This window comes from Nocardioides sp. SYSU D00065, from assembly GCF_017916425.1.
GTDB lineage: Bacteria > Actinomycetota > Actinomycetes > Propionibacteriales > Nocardioidaceae > Nocardioides.
This window is the reverse complement of record NZ_JAFMSX010000001.1, coordinates 1,557,547-1,577,349: the sequence shown is the minus strand read 5'-3', so window position 1 is coordinate 1,577,349 and position 19,803 is coordinate 1,557,547. Positions and strand designations below refer to the sequence as shown.

The window sequence follows — 19,803 nt, the reverse complement described above, 5'->3', positions numbered from 1 at the left end:
CGGCCGTCACAGCCAGCCGCGGTCCTGCGCGATCCGCGCGGCCTCGCTGCGCGTGGTCGCGCCGGTCTTGCCGATGGCTGCGGACAGGTGGTTGCGCACCGTGCCCTCCGACAGGTGCACCCGCGCGGCGATCGCCGCCACCGGCGACCCGTCGAGGGCGTGCACCAGCAGCTCCCGCTCCCGAGCGGTGAGCGGGCTCGGTCCGTCGACCAGCGACGCGGCGGCCAGGTCGGGGTCGATGGCTCGCAGGCCGGCGTGCACCCGGCGCACGGCGTCGGCGAGCTGGCGCGCCGGGGTGTCCTTGACGACGAACCCCGACGCCCCCGCCTCGATGGCGCGGCGCACGTAGCCGGGGCGGCCGAACGTCGTCACGACGAGGGACCGTACGCCGGGCAGCTCGCGTCGTACGGCGGCCGCGGCGTCGATGCCGTTGAGGCCGGGCATCTCGATGTCGAGCAGGCACACCTGCGCGCCGGAGTCGCGAGCCGCCGCGACCACCTCGTCGCCCCGACCCACCTGCGCCACCACCTCGAGGTCGGTCTCGAGGTCGAGCAGCGCGGCCAGCGCGCCGCGCACCAGCGCCTGGTCGTCGGCGAGCAGCAGCCTGATCACGGCAGCGCCACCTCCACCCGGGTGCCGGGCGTCGTCCGGGCGACGGTGAGGGTGCCGCCGGCCCCGCTGACCCGTTCCCGCATGCCGCGCAGGCCGTTGCCCTCCGCGCCGCTGCAGCCGGTGCCGTCGTCGGTCACCGCGATGCCGCGGGGACCGAGCTCGATCACCACCCGGTCCGCGGCCGCGTGGCGCACGACGTTGGTGACCGACTCGCGCAGCACCCAGGCCAGCAGCGCCCGGTGTCGCGGGTCGGTGTCGGCGACCGTGCCCACGACCGTCGTCGCGACACCGGCGTCGGCCAGCACGCGCGGCGCGGCGAGCAGCTCGGCCTCGAGGTTGCCCGCGCGTAGGCCTCCGACCGTCGCCCGCACCTCGGTGAGGGCCTGCCGGGCGGTGGCCTGGATCGACTCGAGCTCCTCCTTGGCGCGCGCCGGGTCGAGGTCGATGAGGCGCGCGGCCAGCTCGGCCTTGACCGAGAGCGCGGTCAGGGAGTGGCCGAGGACGTCGTGCACGTCGCGCGCGACCCGCTCGCGCTCGGCGAGGACGGCGTACTGGTGCTGCGCGGCGTAGACCTCCCGCTCGCGCTCGCTGAAGATCCGGAGCAGGACGGCGCCCAGCATGATCGGCCACAGCGTCAGGAAGAAGTAGCGCGGGAAGCCGTCGAGGCCCAGCAGCGACAGCAGCGGCACCAGCACCCAGAAGCCCACCGCCCGCTGCCAGGCCGGCGCCGGCAGCTCCAGCGCGGAGAGGATGGCGAGGTAGGGCGTGTAGCCGACCGCCTGCATGCCGATGACCGGCACCGTCGCGAGGCCCAGGGCGACCATCACGGCGAGGTGGCCCCACACCCGTCCCCTCCGGCTGTAGCCGTGCACGTTGACGACCGCGAAGCCGACGATGCACAGCAGGCTCGCCGCCTTGGCCGCCGGGGACACGTCTGCGTCGACGACCGCCAGGACCGGGTAGAGCAGGAAGACCAGCCAGACGGACGCGAAGGCCCAGCCCCACTTCTCCCAGGGGTTGGCCGGGATCGGGTCCGCGGTCACACCCGCGCCCGGCTGCGGCGCAGGCCCCACAGCGCGAGCAGCGCGAAGACGGCGGTCCACGCGAGCACGTTAGCGACCGGCAGCCACAGCGCGTCTCGGCCACCGCCCGGCAGCTCGCCGTCGGTGAGGGAGAAGCGGGCCAGCGCGACGTAGCCGTAGAGCGGCGTGAGCCGGCCGATCTCCAGCAGCAGGCCGCTCATCGGGGCGAAGACGTTGCCCAGGAAGGCCATGATCACGATCATGCCGGAGGCGATGCCGGGAGCGTTCGGCCCGCGGAACACCAGGCAGACGGCCAGGCCGTAGATCGCGAACAGCGCCGACCCGAGCCACACCACCGCTGCCGCGAGGGTCCAGTCGCGCCAGTCGCCGCGGGCGCCGGTGGCCGCACCGATCGCGAAGATGAGGGCCACGGGGACGGCCGCCACGCTCATCGCGACCGCCGCCTTCGCCGCGACGAAGGCCAGGGGCCGCATCGGTGTCAGCCCGAGCTGGCGGCCCCACCCCATCACCTGCTCGGTCGTCGCGCTGCCGGCGACGCTGGTCGTGGCGGTGACCGCGCCGTAGGCGGCCATCGAGATCATGACGTACATCGCGACGTTGCCGGTGCCGACGGGGTCCTCGGACCCGAGGCCGAACACGAAGTACATGAAGGTCGGCAGGCCGACGACGAAGAACATCCCGATCCGGTCGCGCAGCTGGCGCCGGAGGTCGAGCCGCGCGTAGGTCAGCATCTGCGGTCGCGGGGCGGGGCGTACGCCCTCGCTGCGCTCAGCGGCGGCGGTGCCGGTGGGGGCGTTCATCGGTCCGCTCCGACCATGTCGGTGGCCTGGGCCGCGGCCGGCTCACCGGCCGGCTCGGCGGTGAGGGCGAGGAAGGCCGCCTCCAAGCTGGCCGCCGACACCTCGAGGTCGGTCACGCCGAGCGGCTCGAGTGCCCGCCGCACCGCGGCCAGCCACGCCTCGTCGAGGCCGGCGGGGCTCACGGCCCGGGCGGGCGGCCGGAAGGTCAGCCTGCGCCCGCCGTACGCCGCCCGCACGTCGGCGGTCGGTGCGTCGTGGACGATCCGGCCGTGGTTCATCAGCACGGTGCGCTCGGCGAACTCGTCGGCCTCGGCGAGGTAGTGGGTGGCGAAGACGATCGTGCGACCCAGGGCGGCGTCGGCGCGCATGGCCTGCCAGAACTCCTGGCGGGCCCCGACGTCCATCCCGGTGGTGGGCTCGTCGAGGATCACCAGGTCCGGGTCGGGGACCAGGGCGAGCGCGAACTTGAGTCGCTGCTGCTCCCCGCCCGAGCAGGCCTCCACCCGTCGCGCGGCCAGGTCGGCGAGGCCGGCCCGCTCGAGCACCACCTCGACGCGGTCGGTGCGCCCGTGCAGCGCCGCGATGGCGCGGACGGTCTCCTCGACGGTGAAGTCGTTGAGCAGCCCGCCGGACTGCATGACCGCCGAGACCCGGCCGGCGCGCACCGCCTCGCCGGGCGCGACGCCGTACACCTCGACGAGGCCGGCGTCGGGCCGCGTCAGGCCGAGCAGCATGTCGACCGTGGTCGTCTTGCCGGCGCCGTTCGGGCCGAGGAACGCCACGATCTCGCCCGGGTGGACGGTCAGGTCGACGTCGTCGACCGCGACGACCGGGGTGCCGTCGGTCGACCGGAAGGCCTTGCGGAGGCCGACGGCGCGGATGGCCGGGATGTCGCTCATGCCTTCACCCTGGCGCCGTACGCCGCCACGGGCCGGGTGGAGATGTCACGACCTGCCCGTGACACCTGTCATCCGGGGCCGGTCGCCCGGCGCTGCCTGTCCATCACGGTATGTAGGCGAATGGGCACTTCCCCCGGCGAACTCGCAGGGGGAAGTGCCCATTCAGCGACGTACCGTGATGGCGCAGCAGGGGGCGGACTTCACCGCCCAAAGCTCATCGCCCGGGCGGAACGCTCAGAAGGCCGCCTCGTCGAGGTCCATCAGGTCGAGCCCGATGCCCTCGGCGATGGCCCGCTCGGCGCTGATCTTCGGCAGGTTGGTCTGCGCGAAGAACTGCGCGGCCGCGACCTTGCCCTCGTAGAACGCCTGGTCCTTCGCCGACACCTCGCCGGCCAGCCTGCCCAGCGCGACCTCGGCCTGGCGCAGCAGCAGCCAGCCGCACACCACGTCGCCGAGCACCATGAGCAGGCGGGAGGTGTTGAGGCCGACCTTGTAGATGTTGCGCACGTCGTCCTGCGAGCTCATCAGGTCGTTGATCATGTGCCCGACGATCGCGTTGGCGTCCTCGAGCGCGGTGGCGAGCAGCGCCCGCTCCGTCTTGAGCCGGCCGTTGCCGGCCTCGGAGGCGAGGAAGGCCTCGATCTCCTTGGCCAGGTGGCCCAGCGCGCGGCCCTGGTCCTTGACGATCTTGCGGAAGAAGAAGTCCTGACCCTGGATCGCGGTCGTGCCCTCGTAGAGGGTGTCGATCTTCGCGTCGCGGACGTACTGCTCGACCGGGTACTCCTGCAGGAAGCCCGAGCCGCCGAAGGTCTGCAGCGACTCGGTGCCCAGCAGCACCCACGAGCGCTCCGAGCCGTAGCCCTTGACGATCGGGAGCAGCAGGTCGTTCACCGCGGCGGCCAGGCGCGCCTCGTCGGAGTCGGCGGTGCCGGCGTGCTCGGCGATCATCACCTGGTCCTGCCAGGTGGCGGTGTAGAGCACCAGCGCGCGCATCGCCTCGGCGAACGCCTTCTGCGTCATCAGGGAGCGGCGTACGTCGGGGTGGTGCGTGATCGTCACGCGCGGGGCCGTCTTGTCGGCGGCCTGGGTGAGGTCGGCGCCCTGGACCCGCTCCTTGGCGTAGTCGAGCGCGTTGAGGTAGCCGGTGGACAGCGTGGCGATCGCCTTGGTGCCGACCATCATCCGGGCGTTCTCGATGACCTGGAACATCTGCGCGATGCCGTCGTGCACCTCGCCGAGCAGCCAGCCGCGCGCCGGCTCGCCGCCGCCGACCTGCGGGTCGCCGAAGGTGACCTCGCAGGTGTTGGAGACCTTGATGCCCATCTTGTGCTCGACGTTGGTGACGTAGACGCCGTTGCGCTCGCCGGTCAGCTCGCCGGTCTCGTGGTCGAAGTGGTGCTCGGGCATCCAGAAGAGGGAGAGGCCCTTAGTGCCCGGCCCGCCCGCGCCCTCGACACCCTCGGGGCGCGCGAGCACGAGGTGCATGATGTTCTCGCTCATGTCATGCGTCGCGCTGGTGATGAAGCGCTTGACACCGGTGATGTTCCACGAGCCGTCGGCGTTGGGGACCGCCTTCGCGCGCCCGGCGCCGACGTCGGAGCCCGCGTCGGGCTCGGTGAGCACCATCGTGCAGCCCCACCGGCGGTCGACCATGTACTGGGCCACGCGCTTGTCGCGCTCGTTGCCGTTGCGGTGGACCACGTTGGCGAAGGCCGGCCCGGCGGCGTACATCCACACCGGGGCGTTGGCGCCGAGCACCATCTCGCCGATCGCCCAGATCAGCGACGAGGGAGCGGGGGTGCCGCCCATCTCCTCGAAGACCTGCAGGCGCCAGAACTCCGAGTCCATCCAGGCCTGGTAGGAGGCCTGGAACGACTCCGGCACCGGGGCCGTGTGCGTGGCGGGGTCGAACACCGGCGGGTTGCGGTCGCTGTCCTCGTACGAGGCCGCCAGGTCCTCGCGGGAGAGGCGCTCGACCTCGCGCAGGATCTCGCGGGCGCTCTCGCCGTCGATCTCGCCGAACGGGCCCTGGCCGAGGACGTCGTCGCGGCCGAGCACCTCGAAGAGGTTGAACTCGATGTCGCGGAGGTTGCTCTTGTAGTGGCTCACAGCTTCCACCTGTTCCGTGTCGGTCGTGGGCGAGCGCAGCGGCTACTCACCGGTAACAAATGATGCCTCGCGGGCGAGCTCGACGCAACACGGGGTCGATGGGCGCGATCCCCAACGACGACAACCCGTCCGGTCTGGTCCACGGACACGCCACGACCCATCTCGGTTTTGTCTATCGCCTCTTGTATGTCTAGTCTGTCACCCGACAAACCACGGACAGTGGACCTAGAACAGTTTCGACCTGGAAGGAGCCTGCCGATGCGCAAGCTCATCGTGCTCGGAGTCGTGGGCCTGATCGCCCAGCTCATCGACGGCTCCCTCGGGATGGCCTACGGCGTGACGTCGTCCACCCTGCTGCTCGCGGCCGGCGTGGCACCCGCTGCGGCATCCGCCGCGGTCCACTTCTCCGAGATCGGCACCTCCCTGGTCTCCGGCGCCTCGCACCACAAGCTCGGCAACGTGGACTGGCGCACCGTCTCGATCCTGGCGCTCCCGGGCTTCGTGGGGGCGTTCCTCGGGGCGACGCTGCTGTCCAACCTCGACGCCGCGGTGGCCAAGCCCGTGGTCGCGATCATCCTGCTCAGCCTCGGCTTCTACGTCGTCTACCGGTTCCTGCGTCTCGGCGGCGCGCGGCCCACCTTCAAGGGCCACCCGTCGGCGGCCTTCCTCGCGCCCATGGGCCTGGTCGCCGGCACGCTGGACGCCGTCGGCGGTGGCGGCTGGGGCCCGGTCGGCACCACCTCCCTGCTCTCCAGCGGCCGCCTGGAGCCCCGCAAGGTCGTCGGCTCGATCGACACCTCCGAGTTCGTGGTCGCCGTCGGCGGGTCGCTCGGCTTCCTCTTCGGCCTCGGCGCCGCGGGCATCAACTGGGGCTATGCCGGTGCGCTGCTGGCCGGTGGCGTCGTCGCCGCCCCGATCGCCGCGTGGCTGGTCAAGCGCCTCGCCGCCCGGGTCCTCGGCACCGCGGCCGGCGGCCTGATCATCCTCACGAACTCCAAGACCCTGCTCGAGTCGGCCGGCGTCCCGGGCGTCGGCGTGGCCGCCACCGCCGCGGTCGTCTTCGTCCTGTGGATCTCCGCCATCGTGTGGGCCGTCCGGCAGGAGCGTGCCGCCAAGGCGCTGGCTGCGGACCGCGACCTCGAGCCGGCCACCGCCTGAGCCCTCCTCGTACGCCGTCGCCCCGCCCGCGCGGGTGCGGCGGCGTACGCGCATCCACGCCGCCGGTGTCGACCGGCAGCGCCCCCCGTGGCGCCGGGTCTGACAAACTGGCCCCATGCGCGTCTCCGCCAAAGCCGACTACGCACTGCGTGCGCTGATCGAGATCGCGGTCCGTGCTGACGGGGCCGCGGTGAGTGCCGAGCAGCTGGGCAAGGCCCAGAGCATCCCGCACGGCTTCCTCCAGGCCATCCTCGCCGACCTCCGGCGCGCCGACGTCGTGGTGTCGCAACGTGGCCAGTCAGGCGGCTGGCGGTTCGCCCGCCCGCCGGCGGCGGTCACGGTCGCCGACGTGATCCGAGCGGTCGACGGTCCACTGGTGTCGGTCTACGGCCTGCGGCCGGAGGCGGTGGAGTACGACGACTCGGCGCAGGTGCTGCAGCACGTCTGGATCGCGGCTCGGCACTCGCTGCGGATGGTGTTCGAGCAGGTCTCCATCCAGGACCTGGCCGACGGCCGGCTCCCGCAGGGCGTCGCTGCGCTCACCGAGGACGACGACGCCTGGCAGCCACACTGACCGCAGGCCGGTGCGGGGGGGCCTCAGGCGGCCAGCTTGCGGGTGACCTGCTTGCGTCGCTTGGTGATCTTGGCCAGCCGCTTGTCGAGGCGCGCCTCCTCCTCGAGGAGGGCGATCCGGGCGACCTGCGCGGCCAGCTGCTCGTCGGTGAGGTCGGAGGGCAGCACGTGCGTACGACCGTCCTTGACCTGCGACATCCAGGCGGCCGGCGGCTCGACGGCGAAGCCGCTGGTGACCACGAGCACGACCTTGAAGCCGACGAGCCCGTCCAGGGCGAGGGCCGCCTGCTCCGGTGAGGCGTCGAAGAAGGCCGGGATGCTGACGAAGCAGTCGGACTTGGTCCGGAACGCGCGACGGCACACCTTGGCCCACGCGCCCTCGACGTGCTTGCGCTTCAGGCCGGCGGCCTTGTGCGTGCGGCGGATCTCGATGCCGGCGTGCGCAAAGAGCTCGGGCTCGGCATCCGGTACGGCGATGCGCCCCAACGCCAGCGCCTCGGTCATCGCCGAGACGTCCACCGTGTCGGGGCCGACGTGGAGCAGGAACAGTCTCTTGGCCATGGCGCCAGCCTGCTGCGGCCGGGCGACGACCACGTGAACACGGGTCGTCGGCGGCCGGAACACCTCTCCCGACCGGGAGCGCCGGATCAGTCGACGGCCCGCAGCCACGTGACGAGCGGCTTCAGCGCCCGCCAGTCCGCCCGCACCCGGTCGAGGAGCCCGGCGTCGATGGCGTCGGTCTCGAAACCGTAGGAGCGGCCGACGAACAGCTGCTTGCGCCGCAGCAGGTGGATGCGCGGGTGGTCGGCCGGGTAGCCGCGCGGCGAGGTCTTGAGCTGCTCGCCGCCGACCTCGAAGCCGTCCTTCTCGAGCCGGCGCAGCAGCCGGTCCAGTGCCGTGCCGGTCCGGTCGTCGGCCATCGCCGCGCGGATGGCGGCCAGGGCGGGGCCGTCGGCGTCGTAGAAGCCGGCGCCGACCCGGGTGCCGCGCGCCGAGATCTCGACGTACCACCCGGTCCGCGGCCCGGCGGCGACGAAGGCGCCCTGGTGGGTCTTGTACGGGGTCTTGTCCTTGGCGAACCGGACGTCGCGGTAGGGACGGAACACCTTCGCGGCGCCGAACTCCGGCTCGAGCTCCGCAACCAGCGCCTTCATCGGCGCCTCGACGGACTCCTTCCAGACGTGCCGGTGGGCCTCCCAGAACGACTTGGTGTTGTCCATCTCGAGGTCGTCGTAGAAGTCGAGCGCGGCGACCGGGAACCCTGCAAACGACACGGCGGAAGCCTAGTCACCGCGCTTGGTCGCGCGCGTCCGCGGGCGCGGCTGCGAGGCGGCCGGGGCGCGGGGCGGGGCGGTGTTGCAGTCCCCGGCTAGCCGGGGAACCTGGAGGTTCCAGTGCGAAGTTTCGGGGGTGAGGCTCAAGTTTCCCCGGCTAGCCGGGGATCGCAACAAGGCCGCGACAAGCCCGTACGGCGTACGGCGGGGCCGCAGGCGGCGAGTGAGGACCTGGAGCGGATGACGAGATTCGAACTCGCGACATCGACCTTGGGAAGGTCGCGCTCTACCAGCTGAGCTACATCCGCAGAGCCGTCCGGGGACGGCGGGCCGAACAATACCGGACCCGGGCTACCGGACGCTCGACAGGCGGGGGTGCTTCGGGGAGACGGTGTCGCCCGAGGAGCGGCCGGTGACCCGGCGGTGCACCCACGGCACGAGGAACTCGCGGGTCCACTGCACGTTGGCGGCCCAGGTCTCGCGCCGCCCCAGCACGGGCAGCGGCTCGACGGTGACGGGCTCGAGGGAGTGCTCGACGCCGATCGCCTCGAGGACGGCGTGCGCGATGTGGGTGTGCCCGGAGCTGTTGAGGTGCATCCGGTCGGTGTCCATGACGCCGGCGATCTCGACGTCGCGCATCCGCCACATGTCGACGAGGGTGGCGCCGTGCCGGTCGGCGATCTCGCGCACCCACTCGTTGAAGATCGCCATCCGGCCGCGCACCGGCCCGTAGATCCCGCCGCTGCCGGGGTCGAAGATCGTGAACATGACGACGCGGGCGCCGGTCGCGGTGAGCCGCGCGATCGCGTCGTCGTACGTCCGGGCGAGCGCGTCGAGGTCGACCCGGGGGCGGAGCACGTCGTTGCCGCCGCCGTGGATGGTGATCAGGTCCGGCTCGAGCGCGATGGCGGGCTCGACCTGCTCGGCGACGATGGGGCCGAGCTTGCGACCGCGGATGGCGAGGTTGGCGTAGCCGAAGTCGTCGGTCTGCTCGGCGAGCACCTCGGCGACGCGGTCGGCCCAGCCGCGCAGGCCGTTGGGCCGCGTCGGGTCGGGGTCGCCGACGCCCTCGGTGAAGGAGTCGCCGAGGGCGACGTAGCGGTGGAAGGTCACGGCCCCCATTGTGGCGACCGGCCGGCGGCGCCGCACAGCCGGGGAAGCGCGACGCGGTCCCGTCGCACGGGGACATGCCCTAGGTTGGCCGCGTGCTGCTCTCTGATCGCGACATCACCGCTGAGATCGACGCCGGCCGGATCGCGCTGGAACCGTGGGACCCCGCGATGATGCAGCCCTCCAGCGTCGACGTGCGCCTCGACCGGTTCTTCCGGGTCTTCGAGAACCACCGCTACCCCCACATCGATCCCGCGGCCGACCAGTCCGACCTCACGCGCGAGGTCGAGCCGGTGGGCGACGAGCCGTTCATCCTGCACCCGGGCGAGTTCGTCCTGGGCTCGACGTACGAGGTCGTGTCGCTGCCCGACGACATCGCCGCGCGCGTGGAGGGCAAGTCGTCGCTGGGCCGGCTCGGGCTGCTCACCCACGCCACGGCGGGGTTCGTCGACCCCGGGTTCTCCGGGCACGTCACCCTCGAGCTCGCCAACGTCGCGACGCTGCCGATCAAGCTCTACCCCGGCATGAAGATCGGCCAGTTCTGCTTCTTCCGGCTGACGTCGCCCAGCGAGCACCCGTACGGGTCGGAGAAGTACGGCTCTCGCTACCAGGGCCAGCGCGGCCCCACTCCGAGCCGGTCGTTCCAGGGCTTCCACCGCACGCCGATCTGACCGGCGTACGCCGCGATGCTCCGATCGGGCGAGGAGAGGTTAGGCTGCCCTAAGTAGCCCCCACCCCCGCCCACGGAGTCCTCATGAAGCAACGCCTTGCCGCGCCCCTCGCCGCCGCCACCGTCCTGGTCGCCGCCCTCGCCGGGTGCAGCACCGGCGCCACCGGCAGCGCCAGCGACACCGCCGCGGAGCCGACCGCCACCACGTCCGTCGACGCGGACGCGTTCCCCGTGACGATCGAGCACGCCTTCGGCGAGACCACCATCGAGGCGGAGCCGACGCGCGTGGCCACGCTCGGGTGGACCGACCACGACCACGCCGTGGCGCTCGGCGTCATCCCCGTCGGCGCCACGAAGATCGCGTGGGGCGGCAACGAGGAGGGCTCGACCGACTGGTTCGACGCCGCCGTCGAGGAGGCCGGCGCCGAGGCCCCGGTGCGCTACGACGACGCCGACGGCGCCCCGGTCGACGAGATCGCGAAGCTCGCGCCCGACCTGATCCTCGCCACGAACTCCGGCGTCACCGAGGCGGAGTACGCCAAGCTGTCCAAGATCGCGCCCGTGGTCGCCTACCCGGAGTACCCCTGGACCACCGACTGGCGCACGTCGCTGGAGATGGTCGGCCAGGCGCTCGGCCGCACCGCGATCGCCGAGGAGGTCGCCGCCGACACCGAGGCCACGATCGAGGAGGCGACGCAGGCCCACCCCGAGCTGCAGGGCGCCGAGCTCATCTACGGCTACCTCGCCGCGACCGACCTCTCGTCGGTGGGGATGTACGCGCCCGAGGACCCGCGGGTGGCGCTGATGCACGACTTCGGCATGGTCGACGCCCCCGTCGTCGCCGAGTCGGTCAAGCCGGGTGAGTTCTACGGCATGGTGTCGGCCGAGCGGTCCAGCGAGCTGGACTCCGACGTGTTCCTCACCTGGGTCGACTCCGCGGAGAGCATCGAGACGATCGAGAACGACAAGCTGCTGAGCCAGATCCCCGCGATCGCCGGCGGCCACTGGTACGCCGAGACCGACATGGAGACGACCATGGCGGCGACGAACCCGACGCCCCTGTCGATCCCGGTCATCGTCAGCGACTTCCTCCCCCACGTCGTCGAGGCCATCGAGGGCACCTGAGTGACCGCCCTCGTCCCGACGCGGGACGTCGCCTCCGGCCCACTGGGGGGAGACCCGAGGCGTCGGCCCGCACTGCCGGCCAGCGCCGCGATCGCGATCGCGGTGCTGGTCGGTGCCGGCGTGCTCTCGCTCGTCGTCGGGGCGCGAGCCGTGCCGCCCACCGCGCTGTGGGACGCCGGCCACCCGCTGCGGCCGGTCGTCGAGGCGCGCCTCGAGCGGACCGTGCTCGGCCTGGCCGTCGGTGCGGCGCTGGGGCTGGCCGGGGCGCTGATGCAGGGCCTGACCCGCAACCCGCTGGCCGACCCGGGCATCCTCGGCGTCAACGCCGGCGCGACCTTCGCGATGGTCGTCGCGATGAGCACCCTCGGCCTGTCCGCGACGGGTGAGCTCCTGGCGCCCGCGTTCCTCGGTGCGGCGCTCGCCGCGGCGCTCGTGCACGCGATCGCCTCGCTCGGCCGCGACGGCGCCACTCCGATGAAGCTCGCGATCACCGGAGCAGCCCTCACCGCCGGCCTCACCAGCTGGACCACCGGACTGCTGTTGGCCGACCGCAAGACCGTGGAGACGTTCCGCTACTGGCAGGTCGGCACCATCGCCGGCCGCGGGTTCGACGTGCTGCTGGCCGGACTGCCGTTCCTCCTCGTCGGCGCGCTGCTCGCGCTGACGGGGGCCCGCCTGCTCAACACCCTGGCCCTCGGGGAGGACCTGGCCCGCGGGCTGGGGCGTCGTACCACCCGGGACCGGCTGGTGATCGCCCTCGCCATCGTCCTGCTGGCCGGCACCGCCACCGCCCTCGCGGGCCCCATCGCGTTCGTCGGACTCGTCGTCCCGCACGTGGTCCGCGGCCTCGTCGGCCCCGACCACGCCCGCGTGCTGCCGTTCTCCATGCTGGCCGGGGCGGCGCTGGTCGTCCTCGCGGACACGGCCGGGCGCGTCGTCCTCCCGCCCTCGGAGGTGCAGGTGGGGATCATGGCCGCCGCCGTCGGCGTGCCGGCCTTCATGGTCCTCATCCGCCGCGCGGGGAGCTCCCTGTGACGCTCGCCGTGGACCGCCCCGCCGTCCCGTCCGGGACCGTCGACGCTGCCGGCGTCGTACGCCGGGCGCGCCGCGCGCCGCGACGCCACCTGCGCCGGCTCTGGGCCGGCCTGGTCGTGGTGCTCGTCGGCGCCTTCGCGGTGCGCGTCCTGCTCGGCGACTACACCGTCACGATCCCCGACTTCGTGCGCATCCTCGGCGGCGAGCAGATCCCCGGCGCGACGTACATCGTCTGGGAGTCCAAGCTGCCGCGCGCCGTGCTCGCCGTGCTCGCGGGCCTGGCGTTCGGCATCGGCGGCGCGATCTTCCAGACCACGCTGCGCAACCCCCTGGCCAGTCCCGACATCGTGGGCGTGAGCCTCGGCGCGAGTGCCGCCGCGGTGTGCGCCATCGCGCTGGCCGGCTGGACCGGCTGGCCGGTCTCGGCCGCCGCCGTCGCGGGTGCCCTGGCCGTCGCGCTGGCGGTGCGCCTCGTGGCCGGCGACCACGGCGGCTTCCGTCTCGTCCTGGCCGGCATCGGCCTCGCGGCCGCCATGCAGTCGGTCATCCAGTACGTCTTCACCCGCGTCGACGAGTACGACGTCCAGCTGGTGCTGCGCTGGCTCACCGGCAGCGTCAACGGCGTCGCCTGGTCGACCATCGGCCTGCTCGCGATCGCGCTGGCGGTGCTCCTGCCGGCCACCGCGTGGACCGCGCGGTCGCTGCCGGCCAGCGAGCTCGGGGAGGACGCGGCGGCCGGCCTGGGTGTCGGGCGCGCCCGAGCCGACGTCCTGATGCTGCTCGGCGTGCTCCTCGTCGCCGTGGGCGTGGCCGCGGCGGGACCGATCGCCTTCGTCGCCTTCCTGTCCGGGCCGATGGCCCGCGCCCTCAACGGCGGGCGCACCAGCCTGCTGGCCGCCGGCCTGGTCGGCGCGGTGATCGTCCTGGCCGGCGACCACGTCGGCGCCTACGCCTTCGCCGACCTCAACCTCCCCGTCGGCGTCGTCACCGGCGCATTCGGCGCACCGTTCCTGCTCTGGCTGCTCGCACGCGGCCGCACCGGAAGGAGGGCGGCATGACCGTGACCGCCGACCCCGACCAGACCGCGCGGCTGCGGGCGAGCGACCTCACGCTCGGCTACACCGACACCGCCGTGGTGCAGGGCCTCGACCTGGCGGTGCCGCACGGCCGGATCACCGTCATCGTCGGCGCCAACGCCTGCGGCAAGTCGACGCTGCTGCGTGGCATGGCGCGGCTGCTGCGCCCGCACTCGGGGTCGGTGCTGCTCGACGGCGAGGCCATCCACCGGCTCCCGACCAAGCAGGTCGCCCGCACCCTGGGACTGCTGCCCCAGAACCCGGTCGCCCCCGAGGGGGTGACCGTCGTCGACCTGGTCGGCCGCGGCCGCCACCCCCACCACGGCGCGTTCGGCCGCTGGACCAGCGAGGACGACGACGCGGTCGCCGAGGCGCTGACCCTCACGGACACCCTCGGCCTCGCGCACCGCGTCGTCGACGAGCTCTCCGGCGGACAGCGCCAACGCGTCTGGATCGCCATGGCGCTCGCCCAGGGCACCGACCTGCTCCTGCTCGACGAGCCGACGACGTACCTCGACGTCGCCCACCAGGTCGAGATGCTGGACCTGCTCGCCGACCTCAACGCCCGCCGCGGCACCACGATCGTGATGGTGCTGCACGACCTGAACCTCTCCGCGCGCTACGCGGACCACCTCGTCGCGCTGCACACCGGCCGCATCGTCGCCGAGGGCACGCCGCACGAGGTCGTCACCGAGGACGTCGTACGCACGGTGTTCGGCCTCGACAACCGCGTGATCGACGACCCCGTCTCGCACACGCCGATGGTCGTGCCGGTGGGCCGTCACCGGCCGCGACGCCACGACGCGCCCGCTCCCGACCAGCAGTCCCAACAGCAGTCCCAGCAGCACCCCCAGCCGTCCTCCGAGGAGACCCGATGACCGTGACCTCGTCCGTCCTGCCCATGCTGTTCACCGAGGTCGAGGTGGTCTCGGTCGAACGGCTGAGCCCCTCGTTCGTCCGCGTCGAGCTCGGCAGCCCCGAGCTGGCGCACTTCGGCGTCGACGGCCCGCGCTACGACCAGCGCATCAAGCTGATCTTCCCCGACCCGGTGACCGGCGGCATCACCTCGACCGATGATGCGGACGAGTCCTGGCTGGCGACGTGGCTGGACCGGCCGGCCAGCGAGCGCGGGCACATGCGCACGTACACGATCCGCGACGTGCGGGGCTCCGGTGCGCGGACCACCTTCATCGTCGACATGGTGCTGCACCTCGAGGGCGACCTCGTCGGGCCCGGGTCGACGTGGGCGTCGAAGGCGGCAGTCGGTGACCGCATCGTCATGCTGGCACCGCGCCGCGGCTACCCCTACGGCGGCATCGAGTTCGTCCCCTCGCCCGGCGTCGACCTGCTGCTGGTCGGCGACGAGACCGCCGTCCCCGCGATTTGCTCCGTGCTGGAGCAGCTGCCGGCCGACGCCCGGGGCACCGCGTTCCTGGAGGTGCCGGTCGCCGGCGACGTGCAGGATGTCGAGGGTCCCGCGGGGGTCGAGGTGGTGTGGCTGGCCCGCGAGGGCGCGGAGCTCGGCCAGCGGCTGCACGACGCCGTGGTGGCTCACCTGGGCATCCCGGGCGCGCAGGTCGAGGTGGCCCCCGACGAGGTGGACCCCGACCTGTGGGAGACGCCGTACTACTCCTCCTCGGGCGAGGAGGTCGCGACCGACGAGGCCGGGCCCAGCGGCACGTACGCGTGGATCGCGGGGGAGTCGAAGGTGGTCACCGGCCTGCGTCGCCACCTGGTCAACGAGCTCGGCTTCGACCGGCGTCAGGTCGCCTTCATGGGCTACTGGCGCCGCGGCGTGGCGATGCGGTCCTGACGACGCCGGCGGTGCCGGCGGGTCGCTCCGGCTCGACGGGCTGTGCCGCGGCTCCGTGGGGCGTACTGTGGCCCGAACGCACCATGGCGAGTCATCACCGAGTTCGGGATCCGACGCGTAGCGGCGTCTCCTCGATGCAAGCAGCAGAGGAGGTCCACCTGTGTCTCCTTCATCGACCGACGTCGCGCGCTCCCTGGCCGAAGCGGCCCGCGCCATCAGCGCCCCCCACGACCTCGACGAGACGCTGGACGCGATCGTGAACGCCGCCCGGACGTCCGTGCCCGGCTTCGACCACGTCGGCATCTCCGTGGTCCGCAAGGACGGGATCGAGACGAAGGCGGCGACCAGCCAGCTCGTCTGGGAGCTCGACGACGTGCAGTACCGGCTCACGGAGGGTCCGTGCGTCGACTCCATCCGCACCGAACCCTCCATCAGCGCGCCCGGGCTGCGCCACGACCAGCGGTGGCCCCGCTACGTCCCGGAGGCGGTGGCTCGCGGAGTCCGCGCGCAGCTCGCCTTCCGGCTGTACGTCGACGACCACGCCATGGGTGGGCTGAACTTCTACAGCACCGAGTCCGAGGAGCTGCAGGAGGGCGCCTGCGAGATCGGTGAGCTGTTCGCCAGTCATGCGACGATCGCGCTCGGGCAGGCGATCGAGCACGACACCCTCAACCAAGCCCTCGCGACCCGGACGATCATCGGCGAGGCGATCGGGCTCACGATGGCCCGCTTCGAGATCACCAGCGACCGCGCGTTCCAGTTCCTGGTCCGCGCCTCCTCCACCTCGAACATCAAGATCCGGGACATCGCGCAAGAAGTGGTCGACCAGGCCGACGAGCAGTACCGGCCTCGCGAGTAGGCACCGCGGTGGGCCCCGGCCGCGTCCGCTGATCGGACGGACCGGGGCGCTCGTGCCGCGGCGACGCTCGGAGCGGGAGCCGGTCAGGAAGCAGTGACGCCGACGCTCCAGGTGACGCCGAAGCGGTCCGTGAGCATCCCGAAGCCGGCGCTCCACGCCGACGCCGCGAGGGGCTCGACGACGGTGGCCCCGACCGCGAGCCCGTCCCAGTAGCCCTGCGCCTCCTCGAGCGTGTCGGCACTGATGGACACGAACACCGCCTGGTCGGTGATCGTGGTGTTGTTCTCCCGGCGGGTGGAGGTGCCGCCGAGGATGGTGCCGCCGGTCTCGCCGGGGACGTCATACGCCATCACGCGGAAGCCGGTGTCGGAGGCGACGAGGCCGAACACGACGTTGTCGGCGCCGGGGACGTCCTTCGGCATGCCGAAGTCGGCGTAGGTGTTGATGACGGTGTGCCCGCCGAACACGGAACGGTAGAACTCGAGCGCTGCGCGCGCGTCGCCACGGAAGTTGAGGTGGGTGGTCGTCTGGATGGTCATGGCTGCTCCTCGTGAGATACGCGGCCCGGATGGCCGCCCGACCCACTGTCGCGCGCGTGTAGGACAGGTTTGGTCCTGGACGGGGACGAGACTGGGGCCATGACGACCACGACGTCCCGACTGCTGAACCTGCTGTCGCTGCTGCAGACGCGCCGGGACTGGCCGGGTCCGCTGCTGGCCGAGCGGCTCGGGATCACCGACCGGACCGTTCGCCGCGACGTCGACCGGCTGCGCGAGATGGGCTACAACATCCACGCGACCCTGGGACCGGCAGGCGGCTACCGGTTGGACGCGGGTAGCGAGCTTCCCCCGCTGCTGTTCGACGACGACCAGACCGTCGCGGTGGCCGTCGCGCTGCAGACCGCGCCGGCCGCGGGCATCGGGATCGAGGAGGGTGCGATCCGAGCACTGGCGACGATCCGCCAGGTGATGCCCTCACGGTTGCGGCACCGTCTCGACGCGATCGAGGTCACCGCCCTGCCCGCTCGCGTCGGCAGCGGGACGCCGGCGAGGATGTCCGCGGGCGTGCTCGTCTCGCTCGCCCACGCGGTCCGCGCTCGCGAGGTGCTGCGCTTCGACTACGCCGCGCGTGACGCCGGTGCGGACGAGGAGCCGACGAAGCCTCCGCGGCGCGCGGAGCCGCACCACATCGTGACCGCGCAGGGCCGCTGGTACCTCCTGGCCTGGGACCTCGACCGGGAGGACTGGCGCCTGTTCAGCGCCGACCGGATCAGGCCGCGCACTCCGACCGGTCCCCGCTTCAGCCCGCGCGACGTGCCGGGGGGTGACGTGCACGAGTTCGTGGCCGCCCGGTTCAAGGGACGCGACGTCAACGAGTGGCCGTGTCGCGGCACTGTCCTGCTCGACCTGCCCGCGGGCGACGTCCTGCCCTTCGCCGGCGACGGAACCGTCCGGGTCGTCGACGAGAGCCGGTGCACCCTCGAGGCCGGCTCGTGGTCCTGGGGCTCGCTGGCCGCGTCCTTCGGGCGGTTCGAGGTCTCGATGGAGGTGGTGGAACCGCCTGAGCTCGTCGCCGCGTTCGCCACCTTGGCGGAGCGCTTCAGTGCCACGGCCGCTGGCAGGTGAGGTCAGCGGTGCTTGGGGGTGCGGGGCGAGTAGCGCACGCGCTCGGCGATGCGATGACGCGCGATGATCTCGATCTCGGTGAGTGAGTCGAACACGGTCTGCTCCTCTCGGGTCGATGGGTCGGCTCTGGTGGATGGGTCAGCTCTGGTGGAGGGTCACGTCGCCCGAGGCGGTCGTGGCCCGGACCTCGAGGTAGGGCTGGTCGGCGGCCGGCTCGCCGGTGCTGGGCAGGTGCGACGACAGGCGGCCGCTGGCCGTGCTGATGTCGGTCCACACCGGCGTGCCGGCCGCGACCCCGATGCGTACGTCGCCACTGGCTGTCTTGGCGGTCACGCGTCCCGCCGCCACCCGGTCGACCTCGAGGTCGCCGGAGCCGGTGGTGAAGACGGCGTCGCCACCGAGCTGGCCGACGTGGGCGTCCCCTGAGCCGGTCTTCACGGCGAGCCCGTCGCGCGCCGCCTCGACGCGTACGTCGCCGCTGCCGGTGGTGATCACCAGGCTCGAGTCGGCGAGGTGGACGAGGATGTCGCCGGAGCCGCTCTTGAGGCGGGCCTCGCCGGCGAGGTGCCGGGCGGCGAGGTCGCCCGAGCCGGTCTGGACGACGGTGTCACCGTCGACGACGTCGAGCGACACGTCGCCCGACCCACTGTCGACGCGGGTGTCGGCGAAGCGCCCCCGCGCCGCCAGGTCGCTGCTCCCGACCTTGGCCTGGAGGCCGCTGGCGACGGGCACCTCGACGACGATCTCGGCGCGCGGGTCCTTGCCGAAGGCGCCGGAACGAGGGGCGATGATCCCGATCCGGCGGGGACCGTGCCCGTCGCTCAGGTCGCGGACGTCGTACTCGTCGGCGCGGTCACTGGTGATGCGCACGGTGGTCTGGGTGGTGCCGGTGGCGGTCACCTCGACCGTGCCGCGGCCGTTCTCGACGTACAGGTCGATCGGTTCGGGGGTGTCGAAGGCGAGGTCCAGGTGGTTGCTCACGGGGCGCTCCGGTTCGGTTGCGGGTGTGTTCGTCCGACGGGCCGGCGATGCCGGTCCGCTGATGCGGTGGGCGGGACCCTCAGGTCCCGGGACGGGTCAGAGCCAGCCGGTCATCCGGCGATTGCCCTGCTTGCGGTTGGCGGCGAAGGGGTCGTAGCCGACGAAGGGGACGCTGCTCAGGTCGATGTCGACGTTGATGGCGTGCTCGTTGGTCGCGCTGCGCACGACCCCGACCAGCCAGGTGTTGAGGCTCTGTCCCGCGGCGGCCGCCTTCTCCTCGGCGCGGGCCTTGACGGCCTCGGGGATGCGAAGGGTGATCCGGGCCAGGTCGCCGTCGTCCTCGTCCGGAACGGCCGGCGGCGCCGGCGGCGGGGGTGGGACCGGTGCCGCGGTGGGCGGCGCGACCTCGACGACGAAGTCGAGCTCGCGGCCCACGAGCCGTACGTCGACGCTGCCCTCGGGGAGCTCGGCGGTGATCTCCGCGGCAGCGTGGGAGATGGCCTCCATCAGCGCGAGCCGGGCGCTCGGGTCGAGCGCGAAGGCCAGCCGCTCGGCCGCCTGCTTGAGCACGTCGCCGCCCGCCTCGGCGGCGGCGACCAGGTCGCGGCGCAGGGTGTCGACGTACGGGGTGATGTCCATGTGCACCAGTGTGACATCACTGTGATGCCATGTCAACGCCCATGTGACATCATCCTTGCCCCCGGCGCTCGGCGCTGCGGCGCTGGGTGTGGTTCAGCGGGCCGCCGACGCGCGGCTGGGGTGGCGGTGTGTGAGCCACATCGGGAGGCGTTGGGATGTGGCTGGGGCACCGCTGGGGGAGCGGCCGCGCTGCGCCGTTTGGGTGGCGGTGTGTGAGCCACATCGGGAGGCGTTGGGATGTGGCTGGGGCACCGCTGGGGGAGCGGCCGCGCTGCGCGGTTTGGGTGGCGGTGTGTGAGCCACATCGGGAGGCGTTGGGATGTGGCTGGGGCACCGCTCGGCGAGCGGCTGCGCTGCGCGGCTTGGGTGGCGGTGTGTGAGCCACATCGGGAGGCGTTGGGA

Annotated in this window: 21 protein-coding genes and 1 tRNA gene; 10 read left to right on the top strand and 12 right to left on the bottom strand. The window is 72.7% G+C overall.

Annotated elements, in window-relative coordinates:
- Positions 1 to 6: 6 nt before the first annotated feature.
- The 5 genes from J3P41_RS07525 to J3P41_RS07505 form a co-directional block, all read right to left on the bottom strand.
- Entirely contained in the window at positions 7 to 612 is a 606-nt protein-coding gene (locus J3P41_RS07525) for a DNA-binding response regulator (protein ID WP_210649552.1), read from the bottom strand.
- Complete coding sequence (locus tag J3P41_RS19245; RefSeq protein ID WP_210649551.1) at positions 609 to 1,655, bottom strand: sensor histidine kinase; 1,047 nt, start codon at positions 1,653 to 1,655, stop codon at positions 609 to 611. Before J3P41_RS19245 ends, J3P41_RS07525 begins: the two co-directional genes overlap by 4 nt.
- On the bottom strand, positions 1,652 to 2,455 hold the full coding sequence (locus J3P41_RS07515; RefSeq protein ID WP_246861485.1) for an ABC transporter permease: 804 nt from the start codon (positions 2,453 to 2,455) through the stop codon (positions 1,652 to 1,654). The genes J3P41_RS19245 and J3P41_RS07515 overlap by 4 nt, the downstream gene beginning before the upstream one ends.
- Positions 2,452 to 3,354 (bottom strand): ABC transporter ATP-binding protein, encoded by a 903-nt coding sequence (locus J3P41_RS07510; RefSeq protein WP_210649550.1) that lies wholly within the window; start codon positions 3,352 to 3,354, stop codon positions 2,452 to 2,454. The genes J3P41_RS07515 and J3P41_RS07510 overlap by 4 nt, the downstream gene beginning before the upstream one ends.
- A 234-nt stretch (positions 3,355 to 3,588) precedes the next feature.
- Positions 3,589 to 5,463, bottom strand: a complete 1,875-nt coding sequence (locus J3P41_RS07505; RefSeq protein ID WP_210649549.1) for an acyl-CoA dehydrogenase — start codon at positions 5,461 to 5,463, stop codon at positions 3,589 to 3,591.
- Between the two features lie 258 nt (positions 5,464 to 5,721).
- Between J3P41_RS07505 and J3P41_RS07500 the strand changes: the two genes are divergently transcribed.
- A complete protein-coding gene (locus tag J3P41_RS07500) occupies positions 5,722 to 6,621 on the top strand; it encodes a sulfite exporter TauE/SafE family protein (protein ID WP_210649548.1) in 900 nt (299 codons plus the stop codon).
- Positions 6,622 to 6,736: 115 nt separating this feature from the next.
- On the top strand, positions 6,737 to 7,195 hold the full coding sequence (locus tag J3P41_RS07495) for an Rrf2 family transcriptional regulator (protein ID WP_210649547.1): 459 nt from the start codon (positions 6,737 to 6,739) through the stop codon (positions 7,193 to 7,195).
- A gap of 23 nt (positions 7,196 to 7,218) precedes the next feature.
- Here the strand turns inward: J3P41_RS07495 and J3P41_RS07490 are convergent, their stop codons facing one another.
- From J3P41_RS07490 to J3P41_RS07475, 4 genes are all read right to left on the bottom strand, one after another.
- Entirely contained in the window at positions 7,219 to 7,755 is a 537-nt protein-coding gene (locus J3P41_RS07490; RefSeq protein ID WP_210649546.1) for a hypothetical protein, read from the bottom strand.
- An 86-nt stretch (positions 7,756 to 7,841) separates the two neighbouring features.
- A complete protein-coding gene (locus tag J3P41_RS07485; protein ID WP_210649545.1) occupies positions 7,842 to 8,468 on the bottom strand; it encodes a DUF2461 domain-containing protein in 627 nt (208 codons plus the stop codon).
- Between the two features lie 232 nt (positions 8,469 to 8,700).
- Positions 8,701 to 8,776 (bottom strand) — tRNA-Gly (locus J3P41_RS07480).
- A gap of 43 nt (positions 8,777 to 8,819) precedes the next feature.
- Complete coding sequence (locus J3P41_RS07475) at positions 8,820 to 9,581, bottom strand: SGNH/GDSL hydrolase family protein (protein ID WP_210649544.1); 762 nt, start codon at positions 9,579 to 9,581, stop codon at positions 8,820 to 8,822.
- A gap of 92 nt (positions 9,582 to 9,673) precedes the next feature.
- Here J3P41_RS07475 and dcd point away from each other — a divergent pair, with 92 nt between their 5' ends.
- The 7 genes from dcd to J3P41_RS07440 all read left to right on the top strand — a co-directional run bounded on the left by dcd (position 9,674) and on the right by J3P41_RS07440 (position 16,156).
- A complete protein-coding gene (gene dcd / locus J3P41_RS07470) occupies positions 9,674 to 10,249 on the top strand; it encodes a dCTP deaminase (RefSeq protein WP_210649543.1) in 576 nt (191 codons plus the stop codon).
- A gap of 83 nt (positions 10,250 to 10,332) precedes the next feature.
- Positions 10,333 to 11,373 (top strand): iron-siderophore ABC transporter substrate-binding protein, encoded by a 1,041-nt coding sequence (locus J3P41_RS07465; RefSeq protein WP_210649542.1) that lies wholly within the window; start codon positions 10,333 to 10,335, stop codon positions 11,371 to 11,373.
- Complete coding sequence (locus J3P41_RS07460) at positions 11,374 to 12,408, top strand: iron ABC transporter permease (protein ID WP_307861873.1); 1,035 nt, start codon at positions 11,374 to 11,376, stop codon at positions 12,406 to 12,408.
- A complete protein-coding gene (locus tag J3P41_RS07455; RefSeq protein WP_307861872.1) occupies positions 12,405 to 13,466 on the top strand; it encodes an iron ABC transporter permease in 1,062 nt (353 codons plus the stop codon). Before J3P41_RS07460 ends, J3P41_RS07455 begins: the two co-directional genes overlap by 4 nt.
- Entirely contained in the window at positions 13,463 to 14,362 is a 900-nt protein-coding gene (locus tag J3P41_RS07450) for an ABC transporter ATP-binding protein (protein WP_210649541.1), read from the top strand. Before J3P41_RS07455 ends, J3P41_RS07450 begins: the two co-directional genes overlap by 4 nt.
- Positions 14,359 to 15,297, top strand: coding sequence for a siderophore-interacting protein (locus J3P41_RS07445; RefSeq protein ID WP_246861483.1), 939 nt, complete (start codon positions 14,359 to 14,361; stop codon positions 15,295 to 15,297). The genes J3P41_RS07450 and J3P41_RS07445 overlap by 4 nt, the downstream gene beginning before the upstream one ends.
- A 160-nt stretch (positions 15,298 to 15,457) precedes the next feature.
- A complete protein-coding gene (locus J3P41_RS07440; protein WP_210649540.1) occupies positions 15,458 to 16,156 on the top strand; it encodes a GAF and ANTAR domain-containing protein in 699 nt (232 codons plus the stop codon).
- Positions 16,157 to 16,239: 83 nt separating this feature from the next.
- On the opposite strand, the gene J3P41_RS07435 is transcribed toward J3P41_RS07440, so the two are convergent.
- A complete protein-coding gene (locus J3P41_RS07435) occupies positions 16,240 to 16,695 on the bottom strand; it encodes a VOC family protein (protein ID WP_210649539.1) in 456 nt (151 codons plus the stop codon).
- Positions 16,696 to 16,794: 99 nt separating this feature from the next.
- Between J3P41_RS07435 and J3P41_RS07430 the strand changes: the two genes are divergently transcribed.
- Positions 16,795 to 17,781: a YafY family protein gene (locus J3P41_RS07430; RefSeq protein ID WP_210649538.1), complete on the top strand. Its 987-nt coding sequence runs from the start codon at positions 16,795 to 16,797 to the stop codon at positions 17,779 to 17,781.
- Positions 17,782 to 17,919: 138 nt separating this feature from the next.
- Here the strand turns inward: J3P41_RS07430 and J3P41_RS07425 are convergent, their stop codons facing one another.
- Together J3P41_RS07425 and J3P41_RS07420 are read right to left on the bottom strand one after the other, a co-directional pair.
- On the bottom strand, positions 17,920 to 18,762 hold the full coding sequence (locus J3P41_RS07425; RefSeq protein ID WP_210649537.1) for a DUF4097 family beta strand repeat-containing protein: 843 nt from the start codon (positions 18,760 to 18,762) through the stop codon (positions 17,920 to 17,922).
- A 96-nt stretch (positions 18,763 to 18,858) separates the two neighbouring features.
- Positions 18,859 to 19,401, bottom strand: coding sequence for a toxin-antitoxin system HicB family antitoxin (locus J3P41_RS07420; protein WP_210649536.1), 543 nt, complete (start codon positions 19,399 to 19,401; stop codon positions 18,859 to 18,861).
- Positions 19,402 to 19,803: the final 402 nt, after the last annotated feature.